Genomic DNA, 23331 nt, shown 5'->3' with positions numbered 1-23331 from the left:
TAGACCTTTCTCACGGATGGGCGCAAGACGTACCATGAGGCTCATGAGAGAGACCGTTGCCGTCGACGGCAGTGCGCTGCCGCCCGCCCCCGGCGCGGAGCAGTACCCGGCGCTCGACTTCGCCAACAGCGCCATCGCCCTGCCCGGCGGGCACTACATCGACTTCCTCGGCACCCCCGAGGGCGCCGGGCAGTGGCTGGAGGAGCACGGTCTCGCGCCCGCCGACGCGGGCATCCGGGAGATGTGCGCCGCGCAGTTGCGGTCCCTGCGCGAGCAGATCCGGGCACTGCTCGCCGCCCGTCTCGACGGGGCGCCCGCGCCCACCGGGGCTCTGGCCGCCGTCAATGACGCGCTCACCCGGGCGCCGGCCGCGCCCCTGCTGCGCTGGGACGCCACCCGTGGGCTGTACCGGGCCGTCGCCCACCCCACCGACCAGATCCTCGACCACGCCCTGGCGGCCCTCGCCGCCGACGCCGCCGACCTGCTCACCGGGGCCGACGCGGAGCGCCTGACAGCCTGCGGCTCACCGCCCTGCACCCGCTATCTGCTGCGGCACGGCCGTCGGCACTGGTGCTCCACCCGCTGCGGCGACCGCGCCCGAGCGGCCCGTGCCTACGCCCGGCGCACGGCGGCCGAGACGGACTGACGGCGACGGAATCCGGCCCTCCCCAAGGGGCGTGCATTCGGCCGTTTCGGGGATAATTGGTGCATGAGTGCGACAACGCTTGAACTAGCGGCCACGTCGAGTGACGTACTCAACGTGATCGCCGCCTTTGCCGGCGGCCTCTTCATCGCCGGTGCACTGGTGTGGGCCGTGCAGTACGGCATGCGGGTCATGGACCGGGAGCTTCCGCATCCTCGCCCCGAGGAGCAGCCGAAGCTGCCCGAGGGCGGGCCGGTCCGCGAGATGAGAGAGATGCGGGAGCCGGACGAAGTGCCGCTGTCGGAGGGCGGCGAGCGGCTCATGCCGTACGACCTCCGGCACGCGGGCAGCAAGCGAGGCAAGGACCAGAAGCGCAAGCGCTGGCTCCCGGGGTCCAGCGGGTCCTTCGGCAGCGGTGGCCTGGGCCACGTCTGAGCCACGACCAGGGGCTGCCCCGCCGATCAGGGGCAGCCCCCACTCCGGGGAAGCCGGATCAGCGCCCCGCCGACGCGGCGGGGCGCTTCGAGGCGTCCGCCTTGGCGGGAGCCGTGGCGAGGGCCCAGATCACGAAGAAGTCGATCGCGACCATGAGGACCGACCACACCGGCGAGTACGGCATGAACAGGAAGTGGGCGACCATGTTCAAGGAGGCCAGGAAGATACCGGTCATCCGGGCCCACCACATGCCCTTGAGGATGCCCCAGCCCACCACCGCGGCCAGCGCGCCCAGGCACAGCAGGATCACGCCCCAGCCGGTGAGGCTGATCTCGTAGACGTACTCGGTGACCCTGTCGTACACATCGTCCGAGGCGAGCGCGGAGATGCCCTGGAGCATCGCCACGATGCCGTTGACCAGCATCAGGATTCCGGCGAAGACCAGTCCGCCGGTCTGCCAGGCGGTCTGCCAGGCGGTGTCGGCCGGGGGACCTTGCCGGCCGGCGGTGCCGGGTGCCGGTCCGGCCGGGCGGTTGCTCTCCTCCCAGACCGGGGGCTTCTGCCCCTCCTCGGCGGTCGGCGGCTTCGCGTGCGGCTGCTGAGTCATGGAACCGTCCCGTTCCGTCCGGGGCGGACGGCACCCTGCGCGCCGACCCGCCGATGACGTCGATACGTCCACGATCTGCGGCTGTGCGGGCGCGCGCAGGGCGAGCCGATCCGAACGGGTGACCACCCGAACGGCCGAGCCCCTCTGGGCGGCGCCCCGCGCCCCCGCCTCCAATGGACAGGTCAGCGCAACCGACGGCGACGGGGTTGGACCATGACCGAGGCACCCTCGGCCTTCACCGAGCAGGACCACGCGGACCGTATGGACCGGGCCACCCGGGACACCATCGCCGCCGGGCTCTCGGGGCTGCTGGTCACCCCGGGCCCCGATCTGACCTGGCTGTGCGGCTACCGCCCGACCGCGATCACCGAACGGCTGACCCTCCTCGTCCTCACCCCCGAGTCCGAACCCCGGCTGCTGGTCCCGGCACTGGAACGCCCCGACGCCGAGGCCTGCCCCGGCGCGGGCGCGCTGCGTCTTTCGGACTGGCGGGACGGACAGGACCCGTACGCGGCGGCGGCCGGACTGCTGCGCCCGCAGGGCCGCTACGGCATCTCGGACTCGACCTGGGCCCTGCATCTGCTGGGCCTCCAGGAAGCCCTGCCGCTCACCACCTACCGCGCCCTGACCACCGTGCTGCCGATGCTCCGCGCGGTGAAGGACGAACACGAGGTGGCCCGCATGGCGGCGGCGGGCGCCGCGGCGGACGCGGCCTACGAGGAGATCCTCTCCGTACGCTTCACCGGCCGCCGTGAGCGGGACGTGGCCGCCGACCTGGCCCGCCTCCTGCGCGCACACGGCCACTCCCAGGTCGACTTCACGGTGGTCGGCTCGGGCCCGAACGGCGCCGACCCGCACCACGAGGCGGGCGACCGGGTCATCCGGCGCGGCGACATGGTCGTCCTCGACTTCGGCGGCCTCCTCGGCGGCTACGGCTCCGACACCACCCGCACGGTCCACGTCGGCCCGGCGACGGACGAGGAACGCCGGGTCCACGACATCGTGCGCACGGCCCAGCAGGCGGCCTTCGAGGCGGTGCGCCCCGGAGTGGCCTGCCAGGACATCGACCGGACGGCCCGGACGGTGATCGAGGTCGCGGGGTACGGCGAGTACTTCGTGCACCGCACCGGCCACGGCATCGGCGTCACGACGCACGAGCCGCCGTACCTGGTCGAGGGGGAGCAACTGCCGCTGGTGCCGGGGATGTGCTTCTCGATCGAGCCGGGGATCTATCTGCCAGGCCGGTTCGGGGTGCGCATCGAGGACATCGTGACGTGCACGGAGGACGGGGGGCGGCGGCTGAACAACACCTCGCGGGAGATGGCGTTCGTGGAGTGAGAGCGCCCGCGCTCAGGCGCCCTCGATGGTCACGGCGATCTGGTCGCTCACGGCCGCGACGCCGTTCAGCGTGGCCGTCGCCTGGAGCAGGCCCGGGCCCGGGGTGAGGGGGAGCGCCGGGACGCAGGACCAGCGGCCCTCGGCGGTGGCGGTCGTGGAGCAGACCTCGTTCTCCAGGGCGTCCCTGACGCTGACCTGCGCGCCGGGGTAGGCGGTGCCGGAGGCCTCGGGGCGCGCGGTCAGCGGTACGCCCGACTGCGGCCGCAGCAGCGTCGGTGCGGGCAGGCCGACGGTGACCGTACAGGCGCCCCGCTCCTTCGGTACGCCCTTCGCGTCCGTCAGCACCATCGTGCAGCCGGTGAGCCGGGTGCCGGGGACCGCCTTCGCGGGCACGGACAGCACGAACGGGAAGCCACGGCCCCGCCACGACTCGTCCGCCGAGGGCCCGGTGAAGGTGTACGTGCCACTGCGCCCGCCGGAGGCGACGGCACCGCGGTAGCCGCGGGCGTCGAGGGGCGTGCCGGTGACGACGGCCGGGGCGGGTGCCGTCAGCGTCAGCGCCGATCCGGCGCCGAGGCCGGGCCCGGTGTACCCGGCGACCTCGACGATGCCTTCCCGACCGGGCTCGATGGTGGCGGCGCCCCACAGCTCGCGCCCGCCCTCCGCCACGGCCTGCCCCGGCGCCCCCGACAGCACGGCACCGGCGAGGGCGAGCCCGGACACGATCTTGCTGAACCTGTTCATGGTCGGCAGAGCTCCTCGAACGGAGGGCGACACAACTGCCTGCGATTCTTCCGGCCGCCACCGCCGCTGACGCGTACGGCTCGGCCGTACGGACGTCTCGGGTGAGCCATACGGTCGTATCCGAACCACCAAGGCGCGGTCAGACCTCCGCGCGCCCCGACTTCCGCACCTCCGCCAGCCGCTCTGCCCCGAGTTCCGTCGCCACCCAGGTCGCGTCGGCCGGTACGTCACCGAGGCCGCCGTTGGTGAGGACCATCGCGTCGTCGCCGACGCGGACCGCGGCCACGTCCAGCGTGAGCGTGGTCTCGTCGTCGGCGCTCAGCGTGATGCGCAGGCCCTGACGGGCGTCGCCGACCTCGGGGAGTTCCGTCTCGTAGACCTCGCCGTACTCCGGAGCCCCGGTCCCGGTCACCGCCGTGAACTCACCGCACTTCTTCGGCAGGGACTTCAGCCAGGACAGGGTGCGGTCCACGTCCTTGGACGGGTGGGCCACCACCTGGTAGCGGATCTGGGCCCCGTCCCAGTCGTCGTCCAGGCCGGTCACCGCGCGCGTGCGGGCGTCGGGGCCGAAGAACTCCTCGGTGTAGAGGACGTCCAGCAGCCGTCGGCAGTCGGCCTTGTCGGTGCTCGCCTTGAGCATGCCGTCCCGCCAGGTGGCGGCGCCCTGGGTCGCCGACCAGGGTTCGCCGAGGTCCGCCTCGGTGATCAGGGCCGCCCGGGCCTGCGCCTCGGTGAGGGCGGGAGCGGACGCCGGGGACGGGGCGGACGTGGGCGGTGACGCGGTGGGGGAGGCGGATGCCGGGGGCCTGGCCGTGGTGTCCGATCCGCCGGCGCCGCAGGCGGTCGCGGTCAGCAGGGCGCCCAGGGCGAGGGCCGGGGCGATGGGGACGCGGGGCATCGTGTGGCCTCCTGGGGGCGCTGCCATGATCGAAGTGCGTGCTTTCAAGGCACCACCGAGCGGGGCGGTCCACCAGTGCGCCGGTCCGTCCGGGTGAGCGGGGTCAGCGAAAAACGTTCGCCCGCCCCCGTCACCCCTCGCTACCGTCACCTCATGCAGCGCGCCCCCATGTCTCTCACGACGACGCCGGATCCGGTCCCGGCGCGCTGAAAGCTGAGCAGCGAACGAAGCCCCGGGGCGAGCGCCCCGGGGCTTCAGCGTTTCCGGACTCCTCGCCCCCCTGAGCGAGGGAGTACGACATGCACGACCACCGCCGACTCGGCCGCGAACTCGACCTCTTCGACACCGACCCCCTCATGGGCGCGGGACTGCCGTACTGGCTCCCCGACGGCGCCGTCGTACGCCACGAACTGGAGGAGTACATCCGCGAGGAGGAGCGCGCCGCCGGGTACCGGCATGTGTACTCGCCCGTCCTCGGCAAACGTCGGCTGTACGAGATCTCCGGGCACTGGTCGCACTACAGCGACGACATGTTCCCGCCGATGCCGCTGGGCGCGGAGGAGGTCGTCCTGCGGCCCAGCCTCTGCCCGCACCACGCCCTCATCTACCGCTCCCGCTCCCACAGCTACCGTGAACTCCCCTTGCGTATGGCGGAGTTGGGCGACATGTACCGCTCCGAGCTGTGGGGCGCGCTCGGCGGTCTGACCCGGGTGCGCGCGATCCACCTCAATGACGCGCATGTCTTCTGCACCCTGGAACAGGCGGCCCAGGAGGCCCGCGCCGCCCTGGACCTGATCAGGCGGGCCTACGCCGACCTCGGCATCCGCGCGTCCCGGTACCGGCTCTCGCTCCCGGGCGAGGGCGGCAAGTACGTCGCCGACCCGGAACTGTGGCGGCGGGCGACCGCGCTGCTGCGGGAGGCGCTGGACGGCGTCGAGCACGAAGCGGTCAAGGGCGAGGCCGCCTTCTACGGCCCCAAGATCGACGTGCAGATCACCGACCCCGCCGGCCGCGAGTCCACCCTCTCCACCGTCCAGATCGACTTCCACCAGCCCGAACGCTTCGATCTGCACTACATCGGCCCCGACGGTGCGAAACACCGTCCGGTCATGGTGCACCGCAGCATCATCGGCAGTGTGGAACGGGCCGTCGCCCACCTCATCGAGGTCCACGGCGGCGCCTTCCCGGCCTGGCTGGCCCCCGTGCAACTGATGGTGCTACCGGTGGCGGACGCCCAGGTGGAGCAGGCGGACGAGGTCGTACGGCGGGCTCGGGCGGCCGGACTCCGCGCCGAGCTCTCCGGCCCCGGCGACGGCACCCTCGGCGCCCGGATCCGGGCGGCCCGGCTCGTGCCGTACCAGGCGGTGATCGGGGACCGGGAGACCGACGGCGACCTGGCGGCCGTACGCCTGAGGGACGGGAGCCGGGTCGGGGCGGTGCCCGTGGCAGAGCTGCTGCGACGGATCGACGCGGCTGTGCGGACTCGCGGGGCCGAACTGTGGGGGGCTGCGTAAGGTCGGTTGCGTAGTGACTGTCGAAGAGGGAGCGCCCGTGACCGGTCAGCCCATCCCGGTGATCATCGACTGCGACACCGGCGTCGACGACGCCCTGGCCCTGTTGTTCGCCGTACGGCATCCGGGGCTCGATGTGCGGGCGGTGACCTGCGTGGCCGGGAACACCGGCGTGGACGGGGTCGTACGCAACACCCTGACCGTGCTGGAGCAGGCCGGGGCCGGTGACATCCCGGTCGCGCGGGGTGCCGAGCGGCCGTTGATCGAGCCGGTGCGCGCGGCGTCGCATGTGCACGGGCAGGACGGGATGGGCGACCTGGGCCTGCCCGCGCCGACCCGGCGCCCGGTGGACGTCGACGCGGTGACGCTGCTGCGGCGGGAGATCCTGGCGTCGCCGCGGCCCGTGACGTTGATCCCGACCGCGCCGCTGACGAACATCGCGCTGTTGCTCCGTACACACCCCGAGGTGGTCCGGAACATCGAGCGGATCGTGTTCATGGGCGGCGCGGTGGAGGTCGGGAACGCCACGCCGGTCGCGGAGTTCAACGTCTGGCACGACCCCGAGGCCGCCGCGATCCTGCTGACCGCCGGGGTGCCGATCACCATGTACGGGCTGGACGTCTTCAGCCGGGTTCTCGTCCCGGCGGCGGACGTGCAGCGCCTGCGGGCCAGTTCGGAGCCGCGGCTGCGGCTGGCCGGTGAACTCCTCGCCCACCGCCCCTCCGCCCCCGACCCGGACGGCGACGACCCGTCCGGCGGGCTCGGTGACGCGGGGGCGGTCTGCGCGGTCGTCGACCCGGGCGGCATCACCACCGAACTCCTGCCGGTGGAGGTCTCGTTGGCGCCGGGCCCGACCCGAGGGCAGACGATCGTCGACCGGCGTCCGCGTCCGGGCGAGGCGGAGATCCACCACGGGGAGCGTGAACAGCGGCTGGTGGACGTGGCGTTGGACGTCGACGTCGAGCGATACGTGAAGCTGTGGCTGTCGGCGGTGGAGGGCGAGTAGCGGGACGGTGAGGAGGGGCGGGCGAGGGTCTTCTTCCGGGATTTGCCCGCCCCTTCTGCGTCGTCCTACGACCGCGCCGCGCGGCGCCTGCGGGTCGCCACCACGATCGCGCCGCCGCCCCCGAGGAGGACCGCCGCGCCGATGGTGATCGGCAGGGTGCTGCTGTCGGCGCCGGTCTCGGCGAGGTCACCGCCGCCACCGTTCGGGCTGGGAGCCGGGGCGGTGGTGGAGTCGGCGGGGGTCGGGGTCGGCTCGGAGGGGGTCTCCGTGGCCGGGGTCTCCTCGGCCGGGGGCTCGGTCGCCGGGGTCTCCGTGGCCGGGACGGACTCCTCGGGCGTGGACGGGGTCGGCGTGGCCGGGGGCTTCGACTCCGTGGTCGTGCAGTCCTTGGTGCCGCCGTTCCATGCCGCGATCAGCTTGTCCTTGATGACCGGGCGGTCCGGGCCCTTGGGCACGTCACCGTGGACGAAGCCGTCGTTCGCGTCGAGCCGGCCGTCGAACTTCACGGCGCCGCGGTAGAGGTCGATCTGCGCGAAGCAGCCCGCGTCGGGCACGGCGATGTCGAGGGTGTCGGTCTGGCCGGGCTTGACGGTGACCGTGTCGAAGTCGACGAAGACCTGCTCGCCGGAGGTGGCGAACGTGGGGCCGTGGGCGAGGTAGGAGGCGAGGGAGGCGGTGCAGGTGGTGGCGTCGCCGGCCACGCGGACCTGGATGTGGACCTTGCCGTCGTCGGTCGGCCTGAGGTTCTGGTCGTCGACCTTGACGGAGTCGTAGAAGTCCGTGCCGTCCAGCGAGAACTGGCACCGGTCGGTGGCGGTCTCGGTGCCCGCCCCGGTACCGGGCTGGTACTGGCCGCCCGACTTCCAGCCGTCGCCGCCCGGAGCACCCGTGGCGAAGGCGCCGGAGGCGGCGGCGACACTGGCGGCGCACAGGGCGAGCGACGCGGCGCCCGTCCCCAGCAGGCGTCGTGCGATGACACGTCTCGCTATGGACATGCGATTCCCCATCTTGACGTGAGCAGAACCCGGGTGACGGCAGCAGGGCAGCGCGCATCGACGGCGGGGCCGTGCCGTGCCGGGGTGGTGGTCGAAGAAACACTGGGCTCATTGGTCACATGTGCCACAGCGCTGAGCCCATGGTGGTCGCGTCGCTGATGCCCTGTCAACCTGCGGGAATGCAGGTGGAGTTCACGCTTCCACACCAAATCGCCACACAGGGAATCTTCTGCTCCGCAAGCGAAGAGGCTAGCTCTCCCGTCGGAACCGCAGCCGGTGGTCCACCACGTCCCTCGCCACGTCCGCCGCTGTGCGGCCGTGGGCGAAGGCGTGGGCGCGGAGGCGGGCCAGGGCCTCGTGGGCGCCGACGCCGAGTTGGGCCATCATCATGCCGATGGCCTGGTAGATGCCGTCGTGGTCGGCGGCCAGGCCGTCCAGCCAGCCGGGCCGGTCCCGGTCGCGGTCGTCGCCCTCCGCCTCCCGGGACAGCGCCATCACGGCCACGGTCATGGCCCCGGCCAGGGCCCGCGCCGTACGCAGCTCGTCGGCGGTGAGTACGCCGGGGGTGTCACGGTAGAGGTCGAGCGTGCCCACGCACACCGATTCGTCGCCGAGGGGCAGTGAGTACACCGCCCGCACCCCGGCCTGCGTGGCCTCCTCGGCGAAGACCGGCCAGCGGTCCACGTCCTGCCCCTCCGTCAGATCGCAGGCGAGCACGGGCCGCCCGCTGCGCACCGCGCTGTGGCAGGGCCCGTCGCCCAAGGTGGCCTGGATGTCCGTCACATACGCGGCCTGCGCACTGCTCGCGCACAGGCGCATCGGCATCTCGTCGTCATGCAGCGAGACGCTGGCCCCGGTCACCGGCAGCAGTTCGACCGCGACGGCGCACAGCCGCCGCGGAATCTCACCGGGTCCCATGCCCCGCGCGGCGGTCGCGTCCTGCTCGCGGTCCCTCGACCGGTGGTCGCCGCCGACGGCACCACGGTGGTCGTCCCTGGGCCGCACGGTCACCGCCTCCTCACACCTCCAGCGCGGCGCACACCGTCCCACGGGTTCGGCGGCCCCAGGCCCTGGATCGCCCGCCCCGGACTCCGCCCGACTACCCGGGGCGCAGGGGGCGAAACCCGCTACCGCTTCTCGTAGGGGTTCGCAGGCTGCTCGACCCGCCGCACCGAGCCCGCGTCGAGGACGGGCGGCCAGGCCTCGTCGCTGCCCAGTTCCCCCTCGGGGTGCCAGGTGCCGGTGACCGTGACCCAGGTGTCGTCCGGCAGGGCGTCCGCGCCCCGGATCTCGACCTTGCTGGTGGTGGCGTCGGCGGCACAGCAGGAGACCATCAGCCGGGTGACGTACCAGCTCCCGTCGCCGTCGTGCGTGACGAACCCGGTGAGCCGGACCGTGCGGCCCTTCAGCGAGCGTTCGCTGTCGTAGATCGCCCGGGAGGTGAACTCGCCGAGCGTCAGGGCGACCGGATCCCCCGAGGGCAGCGCCGGAAAGGTCCCGATCCCCTGCGCGGCCCGTTCGGCGGCCTCGCGCTCGGCGCTGTAGGAGCCGAGGGCGGGCGGCGGGAACAGCAGCAGGGCGAGGGCGGGGAGGGTGAGCAGCCAGGCGACCCGGGGACCGTGTCCCGCGTGGGCCGGACGTCCCGCCGCCACCAGCCCCAGCACCACCAGCGCCGCCCCCGACACGACCAGGTACGGCCGCAGACCGGGCTGCACATACCGCAGATACAGCTCGCCGAACAGCGAGATCCGCAGCACCGCGCCGCCCATGAGCAGCAACACAACGGCCGGTCCGTACCGCCTCACAGCAGCCACCACCCCACCAGCACACTGCACACCACGGCGACCACCCAGGTCACCGCCGAGAACCGGACCGCGAAGGACCGCCCGAAGGTGCCCGCCTGCAACGCGAACAGCTTCAGGTCGACCATCGGCCCGACCACCATGAACGCCAGCCGCGCGGTCGGCGAGAAGCCGCTCAGCGAGGCGGCGACGAAGGCGTCCGCCTCACTGCACACGCACAGCACCACGGCGAGCACCGCGAGCAGCAGGACGGCCGCCCATCCCGGGACGTCCAGCAGCGAGCGCGGTACGGCGATGTTGAAGGTGGCCGCGGCGGCCGCGCCCACCACGAGAAACCCGCCCGCGTGCAGGAAGTCGTGCTGGAGCCCGGCGACGAAGGCGCCGGGACCGGAGCCGTGGTCATGCCCGCGGCGCCTGGCCGGCCGGAGCCATTCCTCGCGCCCGAACCGCACCCACAGCCACCCCATCACCACCGCCGTGACCAGCGAGGCGACGAGCCGGCCCAGCACCATCTCGGGCTGCCCGGGAAAGGCGACGGAGGTGGCGACCAGCACCACGGGATTGATGGCGGGGGCCGACAGGAGGAACGCGAGCGCCGCCGCGGGGGCGACCCCTCTGCGCATCAGGCTGTCGGCCACCGGCACCGACGCGCACTCGCACCCCGGCAGCACCACCCCGGCCGCACCGGCCACCGGCACGGCGAGCGCCGGACTGCGCGGCAGGAGCCGGGTGAACACCCGCTCGGGCACGAAGGCCCCGATCGCCGCCGACACCACGGTGCCGAGCAGCAGGAAGGGCACGCCCTGTACGGCGATGGCGGTGAACACGGTCCACCAGGCGGCGAAGGCCGGGGTGTACAGGTCGAACGCGAGGGCGGGCCCCAGCACGGAGGCGACGGTGGCGACGGCGAGCAGCGCGGCACCGCCGACCACGACGTACACGACCGCGCGCAGGCCGCCGTAGACCACCGTCCGTTGATTCGCCACGCGCCTGCCCCAGGATCCCACTCGCCTTGTGCCACGGGCAGGCTAACCGTACGGGGCCGTGCGCAGAGCCGGGACGGTCACAGAGGCGGCTGTGCGGGCGCGGGTCCGAGGGTGGTGGTGCCGGGGGCCGTACGGTGCCCGAGACCCGTCCGGTACGCGTCCAGGGCGGCCTCCACCCGTCCGGTACGGCGCAGCAGATCGCCCAGCAGCCGGCACAGGTCGGCCAGGTCACCGGCGGCGCCGGCCCGCTCCAGCAGGCTGAGGGCGCGGACGTAGTGCTCCTCGGCGGCCTCGGTGTCGCGGGCGTCCTCCGCGATGATGCCGAGGAGGCGGTGGGCGGCGGCGGAGTGCAGGGCGCCGCGTTCGGGGCTGAGGTCGCTGAGGACCTCGCGCAGGAGGGCGGCGGCCCCGTCGGACTTGCCGCGCCGGTGCAGTACGTCGGCCAGCTCGACGGCGACCTGGCTGGTGTAGAGGCCGGCGCGCTTGGCGGACAGCATGGCCCGCGCCTCCCGCAGCTCGGCCTCGGCGCGGTCCAGCTCGCCGTTCTGCGCACAGACGTACCCGCGCATCCAGTGACAGTGGGCGAGTTCGGTACGGATCTGGAGCCCCCGGTACAGCTCGGCCGCCTTGGCCAGGGAGGCGTCGGCCTCGGCGATCCGCCCCTCGGCGAGCAGGGTGCGGGCGACGGACCGATGCATTCGGGCGACCAGTGCCGGGTCCCCGGCCTGCGGCGCGAGAGCGAGGGCGAGCTCGGCAGCCTGGGCGGCGCGGGCGTGGGCGCCGAGGTCCATGTACGGGCCGATGACGCTGGCGTAGAGGAGGAGCAGCGCGTCGGGATCGTGCATTCCACCGCGGTTCAGCTCGTCAAGAGTCGACTCCAGCAGATAGACGGCGTACCGGAGTTCACCGGCGAGGTAGTGGGCGACGGCGCGTCCGCGCAGGGCCGGGACACGCACCGGCAGCGGGGCCGCCGCGAGCTCCCGCTCGGCCTGCTCGAAGTGGCAGCGGGCGTCGTCCAGATCACCGGTGTCGAGACCGCACTCCCCGAGCCCGAGCAGCGCGGCGACCCGTTCCTCGACGAGTCCGTTCGCCTCCGCCTCGCCGAGGACGGCGCTGAAGGCCTCGGCGGCGGCCTCGGTGGCGCCGGTGGCCAGGGTGCGCTGGGCGCCGGTGAGTTGGAGCCGTAACTCGGTGGCGAGACGGGCGGACCGGCCGGTGATCAACTCGTCGTAGGCCACCCCGAGCCGCTCGGCGATATGCCTGAGCGCCTCGTCGGAGGCCCGCACCCGGCCGGCCTCCAGAGTGGAGATGTAGGCGGGCGTGTAGGCCGGCTCGGCCAACTGCTTCTGCGTCAGCCCTCGTTCGCCGCGCAACTGCTGCACCCTGCGCCCGATGGTCACCGGGTCGTCGCGCTCCGACATTGCCCAACTCCCCTGGTGCCCCTTGCCGTTCGACTCCGACAGCCTCTAGGTTAAACCGGGAATTAAGCCTGATTACCCAACCCGCTTAATACATCACGTCAATACACCGCTGCTGCGAGGTCGCCGTGCTCGAACGAACCAGCACAAGCGAGCGTTACGCCCGAGGCATCGCTGCCGCGATCGTGGCCGTGGCCACGCTGGTCCTGGCAGCGAACGCGGGGCCGGCGAGGGCGGCGGCCCTTGACGTCCAGAACGTCGAGTGTGCTCAGAATTTCGTCGTGTCCAGCTCGAACCCGAAGGGGGCGGGCAGCGGGACAGTGAGGCCGATCTTGCACTTGGGGGCCTGGGCGTAGTCGTCGCCGGACGGCTCGGAGTAGATGGTGATCTCCGCTTCCTCGCGGTCGATCAGTAGGTAGACGGGGATACCTGCTCGGGCATAGCCGCGGATCTTCTTCTCGCGATCACGATCAGCGGTGCCGGGGGAGGTTACCTCGGCGACAAGCAGGACGGTCTGAGTGTCGTGCCACTGCTTCTCGTCATCGAAGCTGCCTTCGGGTGCGACAACGAGGTCGGGGATGACATGACCCGTCTTGGACGCCCCGGGAACGGTGAGACCGATGCCCGTGTAGGTGAACAAGAAGTCGTCGGGGTCCTTCCGGATGATCTGGCGGTTGAGCCGCGACACAATCTCCTCGTGCTCCCCGTTGGCCGGTGGCGTCACGTAGATCTCCCCTTCGATCAGCTCCACGCGCCAACCCCGGGGGGCCGCCGCACCGAAGAGCTCGAAGGCCGCCTCTACGCTCGTGTCCGAGTTGTCGGGCACGCCGCTGTCCGCGTCACTGTCGCCGTCAGGGTCGTCGTAAGGCCCATGAATGGCCTCGCCCTGATACCCCGGCATGATGATCGGCTCCGCCACCGCCATGACAGACCTCCTTCGCTCAGCGCGACGATCCCAGCGTAGACCGGCACCGCGGATCCGAAACCTGGAGCCGTTCACTCGAACGAGTGTGCTGTTACGTTTCCGCGCCGCGAAGTGGGACTCGATTCAGGCTCCGGCCACGTGCCTTACGAAGGCGGCGTAGGAAACCGGGGAGAGGGTGAGTATGCCGACCTCGGGGTTCTTGGAGTCCCGGATGGCGACCAGAGGGGTCAGGTCGGCGACCTCGACGCATTCGCCGCCACTGCTTCCGCTGTACGAGGACTTACGCCACTCAGCGCGGGTCAGATCCAGGCTGCTCTTCATAGCGTTCCTCCATCACGCGAGCGATCAGGGCTGCCGATTCCCTCGGGGAGAGAGCCTCGGCCTGCAGGCGAGCGTAACCGACCGAACGCTCCCTGATCACCTGCGGATTGGCCGTCATGTGCCCGGCGTCGTAGCTCTCGCTGTAGTGCAGGTCAGGGTGATCGGCGAAGCGTAGGAGCGTGAACGTCCCCATCATCCCCGCATGCTCGCCCACCGAGAACGGCAGCACCTGGATCTGGATCCACGGCTTCTCGAACAGCCGGAGAAGGTGGGCGAGTTGGTCGTGCATGACCTCCCGGCCGCCGATCTGCCGGTACAGCACCGCCTCGTCCAGCACCACCCACAGCACCGGCGGTTCGTCACGGCTCAGGATGCGCTGGCGCTCCATCCGTGCGGCCACCATCTCGTCGAGCCGATCATCCTGGTCGACGGAGAGCACCGCTCGCGCGTACTCCGGCGTCTGCAAGAGCCCGTACACCAACTGGCACTGATACGTGGAGATGTACGTCGCCGTCGCCTCCATCTCCGCGTACGGCTGGAACCAGCTCGGCAACTGGGACCGGAGCACCAGCCCGATCAGCCGCGAGAACATCCCGTCCGTCATCAGCGCCGCGTCCGCCCGCTCGGCGAACTCCCGCGTCGGCACTTTCAGCGTGGTTTCGATCTGGCCGATCAAGGAGCCTGTGCAGAAGAGGATGTCCCCGAGCTCCTTCTGGGTCAGCCCCGCCTCTTCCCGCTTCCTGCGCAACTCGTAGCCGAAGTAGTCCAACGGAGACGCACTGGGGTCCAGTTCACGAATGTGAGCCATGTAGCCGAGAGTAATCAGTCCGCTACATCCACGTGATGGAAATCACCAAACTCCTAGTGACACGCTGGCCCCATGACGACCTCTGCCGCAGCCCGCGCCGCGCTGGAACTCACCGCCGGTCTCCGCGTCGCGGAACTGGAGGATCTGTACTGGGATCTGCATCGGCATCCCGAGCTGTCCTTCCAGGAACACCGGACGGCCGCCCGGCTCGCGGCACGGCTCGGCGCGGCGGGGTTCGACACCGTCGAGGGGGTCGGCGGTACCGGGGTTGTCGGGCTGTTGAGGAACGGCGAGGGCCCCACCGTGCTGGTGCGCGCCGACATGGACGCCCTGCCGGTCGGCGAGGAGACCGGGTTGCCGTATGCCTCCACCGTGCCCGGTGTGATGCATGCCTGTGGGCATGACATGCATGTCACCTGGCTGGTCGGGGCCGCCGAGGCGCTCGCGGGTGGGCGGGATGCCTGGTCGGGGACGTTGATGGTGGTGGGGCAGCCCGCCGAGGAGTCCGGTGGTGGGGCGGCGGCGATGGTCGCGGACGGGCTCTACGACCGGTTCCCGAGGCCGGACGTGCTGCTCGGGCAGCACGTGGCGCCGGGTCCGGTGGGCGGCATCGCGCATGTGCCGGGGCTGATCATGTCGGCCACGACGGACGTCGAGATCGTGGTGCACGGGCGGGGCGGGCACGGGTCGCGGCCCGAGACGACCGTCGATCCGGTGGTGACGGCCGCGTTTCTCGTCACGCGTCTGCAGACCGTCGTCAGCCGGGAGCTCGCCCCGCGCGAGCAGGCCGTGCTGACCGTCGGACGGATCGAGGCGGGTACGGCGGCCAATGTCATTCCGTCCACCGCCCGTATCTCCCTCAATCTCCGTACGCAGTCGGAGGGCGTCCGGGACCGGATGGTCGCCGCGATCCGGCGGGTGGCGGCCGGGGAGTGCCTGGCCGCCGGGTGTCCGCGCGAGCCGGAGGTGACGGTGGGCGGCGAGTTCCCGGTGACCGTGAACGACGCGGACACCGACCGTCGGGTGGCGCAGGCGCACCGCGAGGTCTTCGGCGCCGACGCCGTGTTCGACCCGGGCCCCGCGATGGGCAGCGAGGACTTCTCGCATCTCGCCGAGGGCAAGCTGCCGTACTCCTACTGGTTCGTGACGAGCACCCCGCCCGCGATCTGGGACGCGGCGCCGGGGGACGATCCGCTGGGCCGGTCGGAGTCGGTGCCGAGCAACCACAGCCCCCTGTTCGCGCCCGACCTGGCCACCGTGCCGACGGGCGTGCGGACCCTGGTGTCGGGGGCGCTCTCCTTCTTGTCCTTCACTAGCTGAGCCGCTGCAACTGCCGCTGGACATGGTCCAGCGCACCCTGCGGCCCCGGCACCCGCGTCCTCAACTCGGCCAGCGCGGGCCCCAGTTCACGGGCCCGCGCCGGGTCGGTGATGCGGCCCCACTGGTGGTGGGCCCGGTCCACGGCGGACTCCACGTCCGGGTCCGCCGCCGACTGCCCCGCGGCCAGCCGGGCGGACGCCACCCCGAGCCAGGCACGGCAACTGCGGACGGCATCCCCCGCGAACATCGCCAGATCCGCCCGGACTTCGGCCCAGTGCAGGGCCTCGGAGGAGCCGGGGCCGTGGGTCTGCAGAGCCGCCTGCTCATGGCGGGCGGCGAGCGCGTCGGCGTCGAGGTGGCGTCCGGACTGCACGGCGGCGGTGATGGCGGAGTGGGGGTCCGGGGCGGCTGCCCCGGGTGCCCCGAGGACGAGGTCCGCGTAACCCTCGCTGCCCACCCTGGCCAGCGCCTGCTGATGCAACTCCGCGAGCGCGGGGCGGCGTCCGCTGCGCAGAATCGTCGCGACGGCCTTCATGTACGACGGCGCCGCCACCGTCCGCCGTCCCGGCGGCGGCGCGATGCGTCCGTAAACGGCGCTGTTCCGCCCCGAGTCCAGCGGCCGGGTCCGCATCAGCTCCCAAGTCTCCGCGTCCGCGTGCAGATCGAGCACCAGCGTCGTCGTGCCCGGCGCCCGCAGCCGCAGCTCCTCCCGGACCCAGTGCCACGGCAGCGCCGTATAGCGCACCGTCGACGCGGTCGTGCGCGCCAGCGCCAGGTGAACCAGCCTTTGGCGGCGGTCGAGTTGGAGCTGTCCGGTGATGAACACGGTGAGTGGGCCGGGGGCCGCGGCGGCTGCGCGCAGGCGGGTGAGGACGGCCTGCGGTTCGAGGGGGTCGGCGAGTTCGACGACGTTCGCCGTGTCGGTTCCCGCGAGCACCGCGGGCGGTACCGCCGCGAGGACGGGGAGCACGGACGCCGCGTCCACCAGACAGCCCTTGCCCGCCGGCGAGGCGGCGAGCAGCAGCACGGTTCCGGGCATCGGTCCCTCCCCATCCCCCGTCGATCACGTACGGCAGCACCGTAACCGCTGCGGCTGCAAAGGTGGGCCCCAGGAGAGCAAAGGCGAGCCTCAGGAGTGCAAACGTCCCTTTCACCCCGCCCGCCGTACCGCGAACACCGTGGTGTCGTCGGCCAGCAGGCCGCCGCAGTGGCGCAGGGTGCCGTCGCGGACGAAGGCGACCAGGAGGTGGGGGTCGGTGAGGCGGGGGTCGGCGGCCACGGCTCGGGTGACCTCGTCGGCGAGGGGGTAGAAGGCGCCGATGGCGTCCCGGGCCTCGGTGACGCCGTCGGTGGTCAGCAGCACCGTCTCGCCGGGGGCCAGGGGGGTGCGGAGGACCGAGGGCGGGTCGGGGGTGCCGGTGAGTTCGCCGAGGCCGAGGGGGAGGGCGTCGCCCGGGGGGAGCTGTCGTATCGCCGAGGGGCCGACGACCAGGGGCGGGTCGTGGCCGAAGACGACCGATTCCAGGGTGCCTGGGTCGTGGGCGGGGAAGTCCAGCAGGACGGCGGTGGCGAAGCGGTCGGCGTCGTCGCGGCCCAGGGCCGCGCAGTGGCGGGCGTGCCGGACCATGCGGGTCTCCAGGCGTTCGGCGACGGTGGCGAGGTCCGGCTCGTGGTAGGCGGACTCGCGGAAGGTGCCGAGCAGGGCCGCGGCCGCCTCCACCGCGCCGAGGCCCTTGCCCTGGACGTCGCCGAGGAGGACGCGCGTGCCGTGCGGTCCGGGCTGGATGTCGTAGAAGTCGCCGCCGACCGCCGCCTCGACGTCGGCCGTGAGATACACGGCGGCGTGGTCGAGGCCGCCCCAGCCGGGCGGCAGCGGGCGCAGCACGGTACGGCGGATGGTGTCGGTGACGTCCCGCATGTGCAGCATGCGCTGCTCGCCGCGCACCCGGACCGCGCAGGCCAGTACGGCGAGGACGCCGCCGATCGCGGAGAGCACGAAGTCGGGGAGCCCGGCCTGGAACTCCCCGGGCCAGGTGCTGTCGACGATGAGATAGGTGACCGTCGTGAGCAGCGCGAAGGCGGCCGTGCCCCACACCCCGCAGATCGCCGCGGCGATGCCGGGGACGAGGACCACCCAGGAGATGATCCGGAAGTCCTCCGTGGTGTTCCAGTCGGTCACCACGATCGCGATGAGCAGCAGCAACGGCGGCACCCACGCCACGCTCCGGCCGCCCACGCGCAGCATCTGGTGCCGCTGGAGCCGGTCCCGGGGAACGAGGGCCGGAAGACGTCCCAGGCGGGCCGGGGAACCGTTCACCGGTCTCAGTCCTCGCCCGCTCATGCCGCCAGCGAAACACGGGGGTGTGCGCACCGCATCTCCGACTTGCCAGGGCACCTTCCCCGGGTGTGCTCTGGATGTCGGGGGCGACAGACCTCAAGGAGGAGGTGCTCCCATGGCTCATGCGGCACCCACACCCGGCCGCCGCCCGACGGTCAGAGTGACGGTCACACCCGACATTTTCAGCGAGCGCACCCACACCATCGCGCGGTTCGGGATCCCGGTCGTCCTCGGCCTGATCTACGGCTACTGGGCCGCCGCCAACCGGCGCGGCGGCGGTGAGATCACCGGCTGGAACATCCTGTTCGGCTTTGTCACCGCGATCGCCTTCATGGTGCTGTGCATCGCGGTGGCCGTGCTGGCGCCCAAGCTGAAGAGGGAGCTGCACTCGCTGACGAAGTCCGCCTTCGCGGGCGCGGCCTTCGGCTTCCTCTACAGCCAGACCGGCGCCAGCGTCCTGCGGTCCGTGACCATGAGTCTGCTGGTCACGGCGGCCATCTTCGCGGTGTTCTTCTACCGCTACTACACACACGAGGACGCCGTGGGCAATCCGCTGCCCCGCTGACGCACACGCGTGGGCCCCGGCGGCAGTGCCGGGGCCCACGCGCTCCCTCACCTTTCCCTCACCAGCCGCCCAGCCAGCTCCAGGCGCTGGACGACGATCCGGAGACGCTCCAGCTCCACGAACCGGACGCGCTCCACGAACCGGACGAGGACGCGCTCCAGGAGTCGTTGGTGAACGGCTCGTCCCAGTTGGTCCAGGCCCCGTCCTTCCATTCCGGACAGGGGTCCGCGCAGGTCGGCACGTGCGCTCTGCCGACGTCGACGAAGACGGCGCTGGCCCAGCCCTGGGCGCCCACGAGCCAGTACCAGTCCGGGTTGCCGTTGACGCTCTGGCCGCGGACCTTGCAGTCCACGCGGTCCTGGCTGCCCGGAGAGAGCCGGGTGACGACGTCCGCGTGGGTGGTCGGCGCCTCCCTGACGTTGAGCTTCGTGTGGGAAATGACTGTGCCCCAGATCGGACCGCCATGGCCGCCACCGTCTCCGCCATGTCCGTCGGCGTAGGTCGGCGGGGCTGCCGCGGCGGCCGTCGCGCCCGCTGTGGCGGCGATCAGGGAGCCGCCGGTGAGCAGGGCCACGGCCAGGGTCCGCAGGGCCGGAGTGGTGCGCATGATCGCCTCCTTCTCCCCAGCACCAGGAAACACCCGTTCGGGTGAACCCTCCACCGGAGAGCCGGGAGCCCAGTTCCCCCAAGGGGTGCGGGCCCTCGGCCATACGGCCGTCAGCACTGGCCCGCCCGGTCGGCGCGGTTTTGCCTGAAGGCGTGTCCTCCCGTCCGCGGAACGCCCTCTCGGCCGCGCTGATCGCGCTGGCCTGCCTTCTGGTGCCGTTCGGCGCGCTGGCGGCCTGGGCGTCGTACGGGCTCGCCGACACCGGCCGGTACGTCACCGCGATGGCTCCGCTGGCCACCGATCCGGCCGTGCGGGAGGCGGTCGTGGACACGGTCGGGGACGGGATCGTGCGGGAGACGGACGCCGGAGCCCGGATGCGGCCCTTCGTCCGTGACGCGGTGCGGTCCTTCACCGGCACCGACGCCTTCCGCACCGCCTGGGAGAGCGGCAACCGGGCCGTCCACGACGCGATCCTGCGTGCCGTACGCGACGGCGGCGGGGGCGAGGTGCGGGTCGATCTGGCTCCGGTCGCCGCCGATGTGAAGGAGCGGCTGGCCGCCGACAACATGCCGCTCGCGAGCCGTATCCCGGTCGAGCGCACCGAGGTCGCCGTGCTTCCGGCCGATGAACTGGACCGACTGCGACGGGGGTTCCATGTGCTGGAGGTCGCCGGTTTCTGGCTGCCCGTCACGGCCGCGGTGCTCGCCGTCGCCGGGATCGCCGTCGCCGCCTGCCGCCGTCGCGCGGTGACCGCGACCGCGCTCGGTACGGCGCTGGGCGGCGCGTTCCTCGCCCTGGCCGTCGCCCTCGGCCGCCGACTGACCCTGGCCGACCTGCCCGAGGACGTGCACCGCCCGGCCGCGGGTGCGGTGTACGACGCGCTCACCGCGACCCTGCGCACGGTGTCCTGGCTGCTGGTCGCCGTCGGCCTCGCGGTGGCGCTCGGCACCTGGCTGCTCACACGGCGGCGGCAACCTTCGCCGGACAACTGAGGGAGTTGTCGGACGGCCTTCGGGAGGCGGCGCGGCACGCCCCCGTACACCGGAAGTGGCTGGAACACGACGGTGGACGACCGCCGGTCCCAGCCCTTCTCCGGTTCACCCGCGAGGGTCAGACGCCGATGTCGCAGCCGTCCTTGCGCCACACGGCCACGACGGCCGGGCGGACGTAGGTGCCGGGCCCGTCGGGCCAGGTGGAGGCCGGGTTCTCGACGTCCGCGCCGTCGATCTCGCCCGGGTGCTGCACGGCGACCAGGACCCGGCGGTCCTGGACGATCGGGCCGCAGGTCTCGGCGCCCTTCGGCACGGTCAGGAACTGCTTCAGCTCACCACGGCGGTCACCGCGCGTAGCTACACCGAACAGGCCGTCGTGCGAGCCGAGCTGGGCGCCGTCGGTGGAGATCCACAGGTTGCCGTAGGGGTCGAAGGCGACGTTGTCCGGGCAGGAGATCGGGCTGACCTGGTCCTTCGGGAAGCCCGCGAAGTAGGTGGCCGGGTCGTTCGGGTCACCGGCGACCAGGAAGAGGCTCCAGGCGAACTTGGTGCTGTCGGCGCGGTTCCAGCGCTCGGTCAGCTCCAGGACCTGGCCGTGCTTGTTGCTGTTGCGGGGGTTGGCCTCGTCGACGCCGGCGTAGCCGGTCTTGCCGCGGTTGGAGTTGTTGGTGAGGGCGACGTACACCTTGCCGGTGTGCGGGTTGGGCTCGATGTCCTCGGGACGGTCCATCTTGGTGGCGCCGACCTTGTCACCGGCGAGCCGCGTGAAGACGAACACCTCCTCGGCGGTCATGCCCTCGACGTGCGACACGGCACCGTCGGCGGTGGCGGTGGCCAGCGGGATCCACTCACCGGAGCCGTCGAACTCACCGTCGGAGGGGAGCTTGCCGGTGCCGTCGATCTCGATGGCGGGGGAGTCACCGGTGAGCTTGGCGACGTAAAGGGTCCCCGCGTCGAGCAGAGAAAGGTTGTGCTCGCGCACCGCGCGGCTGGAACCCTTCTTCATCCGCTTGCTGCCGACGAACTTGTAGAAGTAGTCGAAGCGCTCGTCGTCACCGGAGTACACGACGGGACGGCCGTCGTCGGTGAGCCGCACGGTCGCGCCCTCGTGCTTGAAGCGGCCGAGCGCGGTGTGCTTGCGCGGCGTGGAGTGCGGGTCGTACGGGTCGAGCTCGACGACGTAGCCGAAGCGGTGCACCTCGTTGGGCTCCTGGGCCACGTCGAAGCGCTTGTCGAAGAGCTCCCACTTGCGCTCGGTGGCGCCGGTGCCGATGCCGTACCGCTTGTCGGTGGCGCGGCTGGAGTTGGCGAAGTACTGGTTGAAGTTCTCCTCGCCGTGCAGCGTGGTGCCCCACGGGGTGGTGCCGCCGGCGCAGTTGTTGAGGGTGCCGAGGGCCTTGGTGCCGGAGGGGTCGGCGGAGGTCTTGAGCAGGTCGGACCCGGCGGCCGGGCCGGTGATCCGGAACTCGGTGGTGGCGGTGATACGCCGGTTGAGCGGATGCCGGGGAACGGGCTTGAGACGCCCGGTCTTCTGCTCTCCCTCGACCACGACAGCGGACAGCCCATGCGCGGCCCAGGCGATCTCGACCTGCTCGCGGGTGGGGTTGGCGGCGTCGTAGCCCCGGAACATCAGGATCTCGTCGGTGTACTCATGGTTGGCGACGAGGATCTGCCGGTTGTACTCGCCGGGCAGCGGGAGCAGGGCGAGGAAGTCGCAGTTGTAGCCGAACTGCTGGGCCTGCGCCTTGGCGGTCTGCTTCTCCGGGTCGAAGGCCGGGGCACCGCGGAGGATGGGCTCGCCCCAGCGGATGACGACGTTCTGGCCGTAGCCCTCGGGCACGGTGACGGCGTCGGTGGTGTTGGGCGCGACCGGCGTGAAGCGCAGACCGCGGGCGCCCTTGTTGGTGGGCTTGTCGGTGGTGGCGGGCGCGGCCTCGGCGGACGGCGCGGCGGCGACGGTGGCGGCGGTACCGGCGGCGGCAGCGGCGGTCACGACAGCGGCGGCACGCATCACGCTACGGCGGCTCAGGGCGCCGGCGATGACGTCGCCGACGTACGGGTTGTCGGTGGTGTTGGGCACCTCGTGGAAACAGGCGTCACCACACCGGAATCGGCAGGTCATGGCGGAACGGCCGCCGGGATGTGAACCGGACGACGTTCTGATGAGCGGCAGCGGAATGCGCATTTTGTTCTCCCCTTGCTTCCCCTTGTATCCAGCGTGACGGACGGTAGGGGGATGTTTGTGCGAAAGCGGGGACGACCGATGAACGAAGGGTGAACCTGAGGTATCGGAACCTGAGTTGACGCGCGGGACTCCGCTCGGGGGATCCCGGCCGAAGATCACCGTCCGGGGCGGCTAACCTTACGTGTCCGTCCTGGCCAGGGATTGACGGGCTTCAACTCATGCGAAGGGTTGCGCACATGGGCATTCTCACTCTCCTGCGGAACGCGTTCGGCCGCTCCCGAAAGGGCCGCACGGCCGAGGCAGAGGGTGCGGACAGGACGCCTACGCAGTCCCCCGCCCCGGAACCGACGCCGACTCCGACTCCGACGCCGACTCCGGCGGCAGTCCCCGAACCCCGCCAGTCGTCGGACGACGACGAGCATGAGCTGGTAGCGGCAGCCTTCGACAACGTCACGGTCCCGAAGCAGCAGACAGAAACACCGGAACCGGCGGTCGAGCCGAACCCGGAACCGACGACCGAAACGCCGGACCCGGTGCCGGCGAAAGCCGAGCCGACCATCGACCCCGAGCCGGTGACGGCAGAAGCCGAGCCGGCCATCGAGCCCGAGCCCGTGGCAGTGGAAGCCGAGCCGGCCATCGAGCCCGAGCCCGAGCCGGTGACAGAGGCAGCCCCGGAACCGGTGGCGGCCGTGGAACCTGAGCCGGTGGTCGAGGCGGAGCCGGTCGCGGAACTGGAGCCGGTCGTCGACGAGCCCGCAGCCGCCGACGGCGAGGAGACCCCACAGGGGCCACCGGCAGCCGACAACGAAAGCCGCACGGGTGGTGCGGGTGGGAACGACTCGGCCGAAGGCGAAGCCGAGGCCGAGCCGGTGGTCGCCGAGCCGGTG

Annotated in this window: 23 protein-coding genes and 1 pseudogene; 9 read left to right on the top strand and 15 right to left on the bottom strand. The window is 72.0% G+C overall.

The features are described from left to right. Positions 1-34 precede the first annotated feature (34 nt). Both H4N64_RS27805 and H4N64_RS27800 read left to right on the top strand, forming a co-directional pair. Positions 35-646: a CGNR zinc finger domain-containing protein gene (locus H4N64_RS27805; protein ID WP_186285176.1), complete on the top strand. Its 612-nt coding sequence runs from the start codon at positions 35-37 to the stop codon at positions 644-646. Between the two features lie 63 nt (positions 647-709). Then, complete coding sequence (locus H4N64_RS27800) at positions 710-1078, top strand: DUF6479 family protein (RefSeq protein WP_186285175.1); 369 nt, start codon at positions 710-712, stop codon at positions 1076-1078. 58 nt (positions 1079-1136) lie between these two features. On the opposite strand, the gene H4N64_RS27795 is transcribed toward H4N64_RS27800, so the two are convergent. Further along, positions 1137-1685 carry a DUF7144 family membrane protein gene (locus H4N64_RS27795; RefSeq protein ID WP_186285174.1) on the bottom strand — a complete coding sequence of 183 codons (549 nt, stop codon included), beginning with the start codon at positions 1683-1685 and terminating at the stop codon, positions 1137-1139. A 213-nt stretch (positions 1686-1898) separates the two neighbouring features. On the opposite strand from H4N64_RS27795, the gene H4N64_RS27790 reads away from it, so the two are divergent. Beyond that, positions 1899-3023: an aminopeptidase P family protein gene (locus H4N64_RS27790; protein ID WP_186285173.1), complete on the top strand. Its 1125-nt coding sequence runs from the start codon at positions 1899-1901 to the stop codon at positions 3021-3023. Between the two features lie 12 nt (positions 3024-3035). Here the strand turns inward: H4N64_RS27790 and H4N64_RS27785 are convergent, their stop codons facing one another. Together H4N64_RS27785 and H4N64_RS27780 are read right to left on the bottom strand one after the other, a co-directional pair. After that, complete coding sequence (locus H4N64_RS27785; protein ID WP_186285172.1) at positions 3036-3767, bottom strand: Ig-like domain-containing protein; 732 nt, start codon at positions 3765-3767, stop codon at positions 3036-3038. Between the two features lie 139 nt (positions 3768-3906). Next, positions 3907-4665: a hypothetical protein gene (locus tag H4N64_RS27780; protein WP_186285171.1), complete on the bottom strand. Its 759-nt coding sequence runs from the start codon at positions 4663-4665 to the stop codon at positions 3907-3909. A gap of 299 nt (positions 4666-4964) precedes the next feature. Between H4N64_RS27780 and thrS the strand changes: the two genes are divergently transcribed. Together thrS and H4N64_RS27770 are read left to right on the top strand one after the other, a co-directional pair. Further along, positions 4965-6179: a threonine--tRNA ligase gene (thrS, locus tag H4N64_RS27775; RefSeq protein ID WP_186285170.1), complete on the top strand. Its 1215-nt coding sequence runs from the start codon at positions 4965-4967 to the stop codon at positions 6177-6179. Positions 6180-6216: 37 nt separating this feature from the next. Continuing rightward, positions 6217-7182: a nucleoside hydrolase gene (locus H4N64_RS27770; RefSeq protein WP_186285169.1), complete on the top strand. Its 966-nt coding sequence runs from the start codon at positions 6217-6219 to the stop codon at positions 7180-7182. 65 nt (positions 7183-7247) lie between these two features. Here the strand turns inward: H4N64_RS27770 and H4N64_RS27765 are convergent, their stop codons facing one another. The 8 genes from H4N64_RS27765 to H4N64_RS27730 form a co-directional block, all read right to left on the bottom strand. After that, positions 7248-8177, bottom strand: coding sequence for an LAETG motif-containing sortase-dependent surface protein (locus tag H4N64_RS27765; RefSeq protein WP_186285168.1), 930 nt, complete (start codon positions 8175-8177; stop codon positions 7248-7250). A 249-nt stretch (positions 8178-8426) separates the two neighbouring features. Then, a complete protein-coding gene (locus H4N64_RS27760) occupies positions 8427-9182 on the bottom strand; it encodes a GAF and ANTAR domain-containing protein (protein ID WP_418896297.1) in 756 nt (251 codons plus the stop codon). A gap of 122 nt (positions 9183-9304) precedes the next feature. Further along, positions 9305-9982: a TIGR03943 family putative permease subunit gene (locus tag H4N64_RS27755; protein ID WP_186285167.1), complete on the bottom strand. Its 678-nt coding sequence runs from the start codon at positions 9980-9982 to the stop codon at positions 9305-9307. Continuing rightward, positions 9979-10965, bottom strand: coding sequence for a permease (locus H4N64_RS27750; RefSeq protein ID WP_186285166.1), 987 nt, complete (start codon positions 10963-10965; stop codon positions 9979-9981). The genes H4N64_RS27755 and H4N64_RS27750 overlap by 4 nt, the downstream gene beginning before the upstream one ends. Positions 10966-11042: 77 nt before the next feature. Beyond that, positions 11043-12386, bottom strand: a complete 1344-nt coding sequence (locus tag H4N64_RS27745; protein ID WP_186285165.1) for a helix-turn-helix domain-containing protein — start codon at positions 12384-12386, stop codon at positions 11043-11045. A 265-nt stretch (positions 12387-12651) separates the two neighbouring features. Further along, on the bottom strand, positions 12652-13308 hold the full coding sequence (locus tag H4N64_RS27740; RefSeq protein WP_186285164.1) for a Uma2 family endonuclease: 657 nt from the start codon (positions 13306-13308) through the stop codon (positions 12652-12654). A 123-nt stretch (positions 13309-13431) separates the two neighbouring features. Then, positions 13432-13629 (bottom strand): DUF397 domain-containing protein, encoded by a 198-nt coding sequence (locus H4N64_RS27735; RefSeq protein WP_186285163.1) that lies wholly within the window; start codon positions 13627-13629, stop codon positions 13432-13434. Beyond that, positions 13598-14437 (bottom strand): helix-turn-helix domain-containing protein, encoded by an 840-nt coding sequence (locus H4N64_RS27730; RefSeq protein WP_186285162.1) that lies wholly within the window; start codon positions 14435-14437, stop codon positions 13598-13600. Before H4N64_RS27730 ends, H4N64_RS27735 begins: the two co-directional genes overlap by 32 nt. A 72-nt stretch (positions 14438-14509) precedes the next feature. Here H4N64_RS27730 and H4N64_RS27725 point away from each other — a divergent pair, with 72 nt between their 5' ends. Beyond that, entirely contained in the window at positions 14510-15757 is a 1248-nt protein-coding gene (locus H4N64_RS27725) for an amidohydrolase (RefSeq protein WP_186285161.1), read from the top strand. Here the strand turns inward: H4N64_RS27725 and H4N64_RS27720 are convergent. Further along, positions 15750-16796, bottom strand: a complete 1047-nt coding sequence (locus H4N64_RS27720) for a hypothetical protein (protein WP_186285160.1) — start codon at positions 16794-16796, stop codon at positions 15750-15752. The two genes, H4N64_RS27725 and H4N64_RS27720, sit on opposite strands and share 8 nt — an antisense overlap. Before the next feature lie 111 nt (positions 16797-16907). Then, the gene (locus tag H4N64_RS27715) at positions 16908-18098 is read right to left on the bottom strand and encodes a PP2C family protein-serine/threonine phosphatase (protein WP_186285159.1); all 1191 of its coding nucleotides are present in this window, start codon (positions 18096-18098) and stop codon (positions 16908-16910) included. A gap of 112 nt (positions 18099-18210) precedes the next feature. On the opposite strand from H4N64_RS27715, the gene H4N64_RS27710 reads away from it, so the two are divergent. Next, positions 18211-18660, top strand: coding sequence for a hypothetical protein (locus H4N64_RS27710; protein WP_186285158.1), 450 nt, complete (start codon positions 18211-18213; stop codon positions 18658-18660). A 58-nt stretch (positions 18661-18718) separates the two neighbouring features. Here H4N64_RS27710 and H4N64_RS27705 read toward each other — a convergent pair whose 3' ends face one another. Further along, a complete protein-coding gene (locus H4N64_RS27705) occupies positions 18719-19267 on the bottom strand; it encodes an SH3 domain-containing protein (protein ID WP_186285157.1) in 549 nt (182 codons plus the stop codon). Positions 19268-19419: 152 nt separating this feature from the next. On the opposite strand from H4N64_RS27705, the gene H4N64_RS27700 reads away from it, so the two are divergent. Beyond that, the gene (locus H4N64_RS27700) at positions 19420-20259 is read left to right on the top strand and encodes a hypothetical protein (protein WP_186285156.1); all 840 of its coding nucleotides are present in this window, start codon (positions 19420-19422) and stop codon (positions 20257-20259) included. Positions 20260-20377: 118 nt separating this feature from the next. Here H4N64_RS27700 and H4N64_RS27695 read toward each other — a convergent pair whose 3' ends face one another. Next, positions 20378-22444 carry a PhoX family protein gene (locus H4N64_RS27695; RefSeq protein ID WP_186285155.1) on the bottom strand — a complete coding sequence of 689 codons (2067 nt, stop codon included), beginning with the start codon at positions 22442-22444 and terminating at the stop codon, positions 20378-20380. Positions 22445-22680: 236 nt separating this feature from the next. Between H4N64_RS27695 and H4N64_RS27690 the strand changes: the two are divergent. Beyond that, positions 22681-23331: pseudogene (locus H4N64_RS27690) on the top strand (VWA domain-containing protein); the annotation flags it as partial.

This window comes from Streptomyces cupreus (assembly GCF_014257025.1).
In the GTDB taxonomy this organism is placed as follows: domain Bacteria; phylum Actinomycetota; class Actinomycetes; order Streptomycetales; family Streptomycetaceae; genus Streptomyces; species Streptomyces cupreus.
Note: the sequence above shows the minus strand (reverse complement) of the source record. Positions and strands in the feature narration are given on the sequence as shown.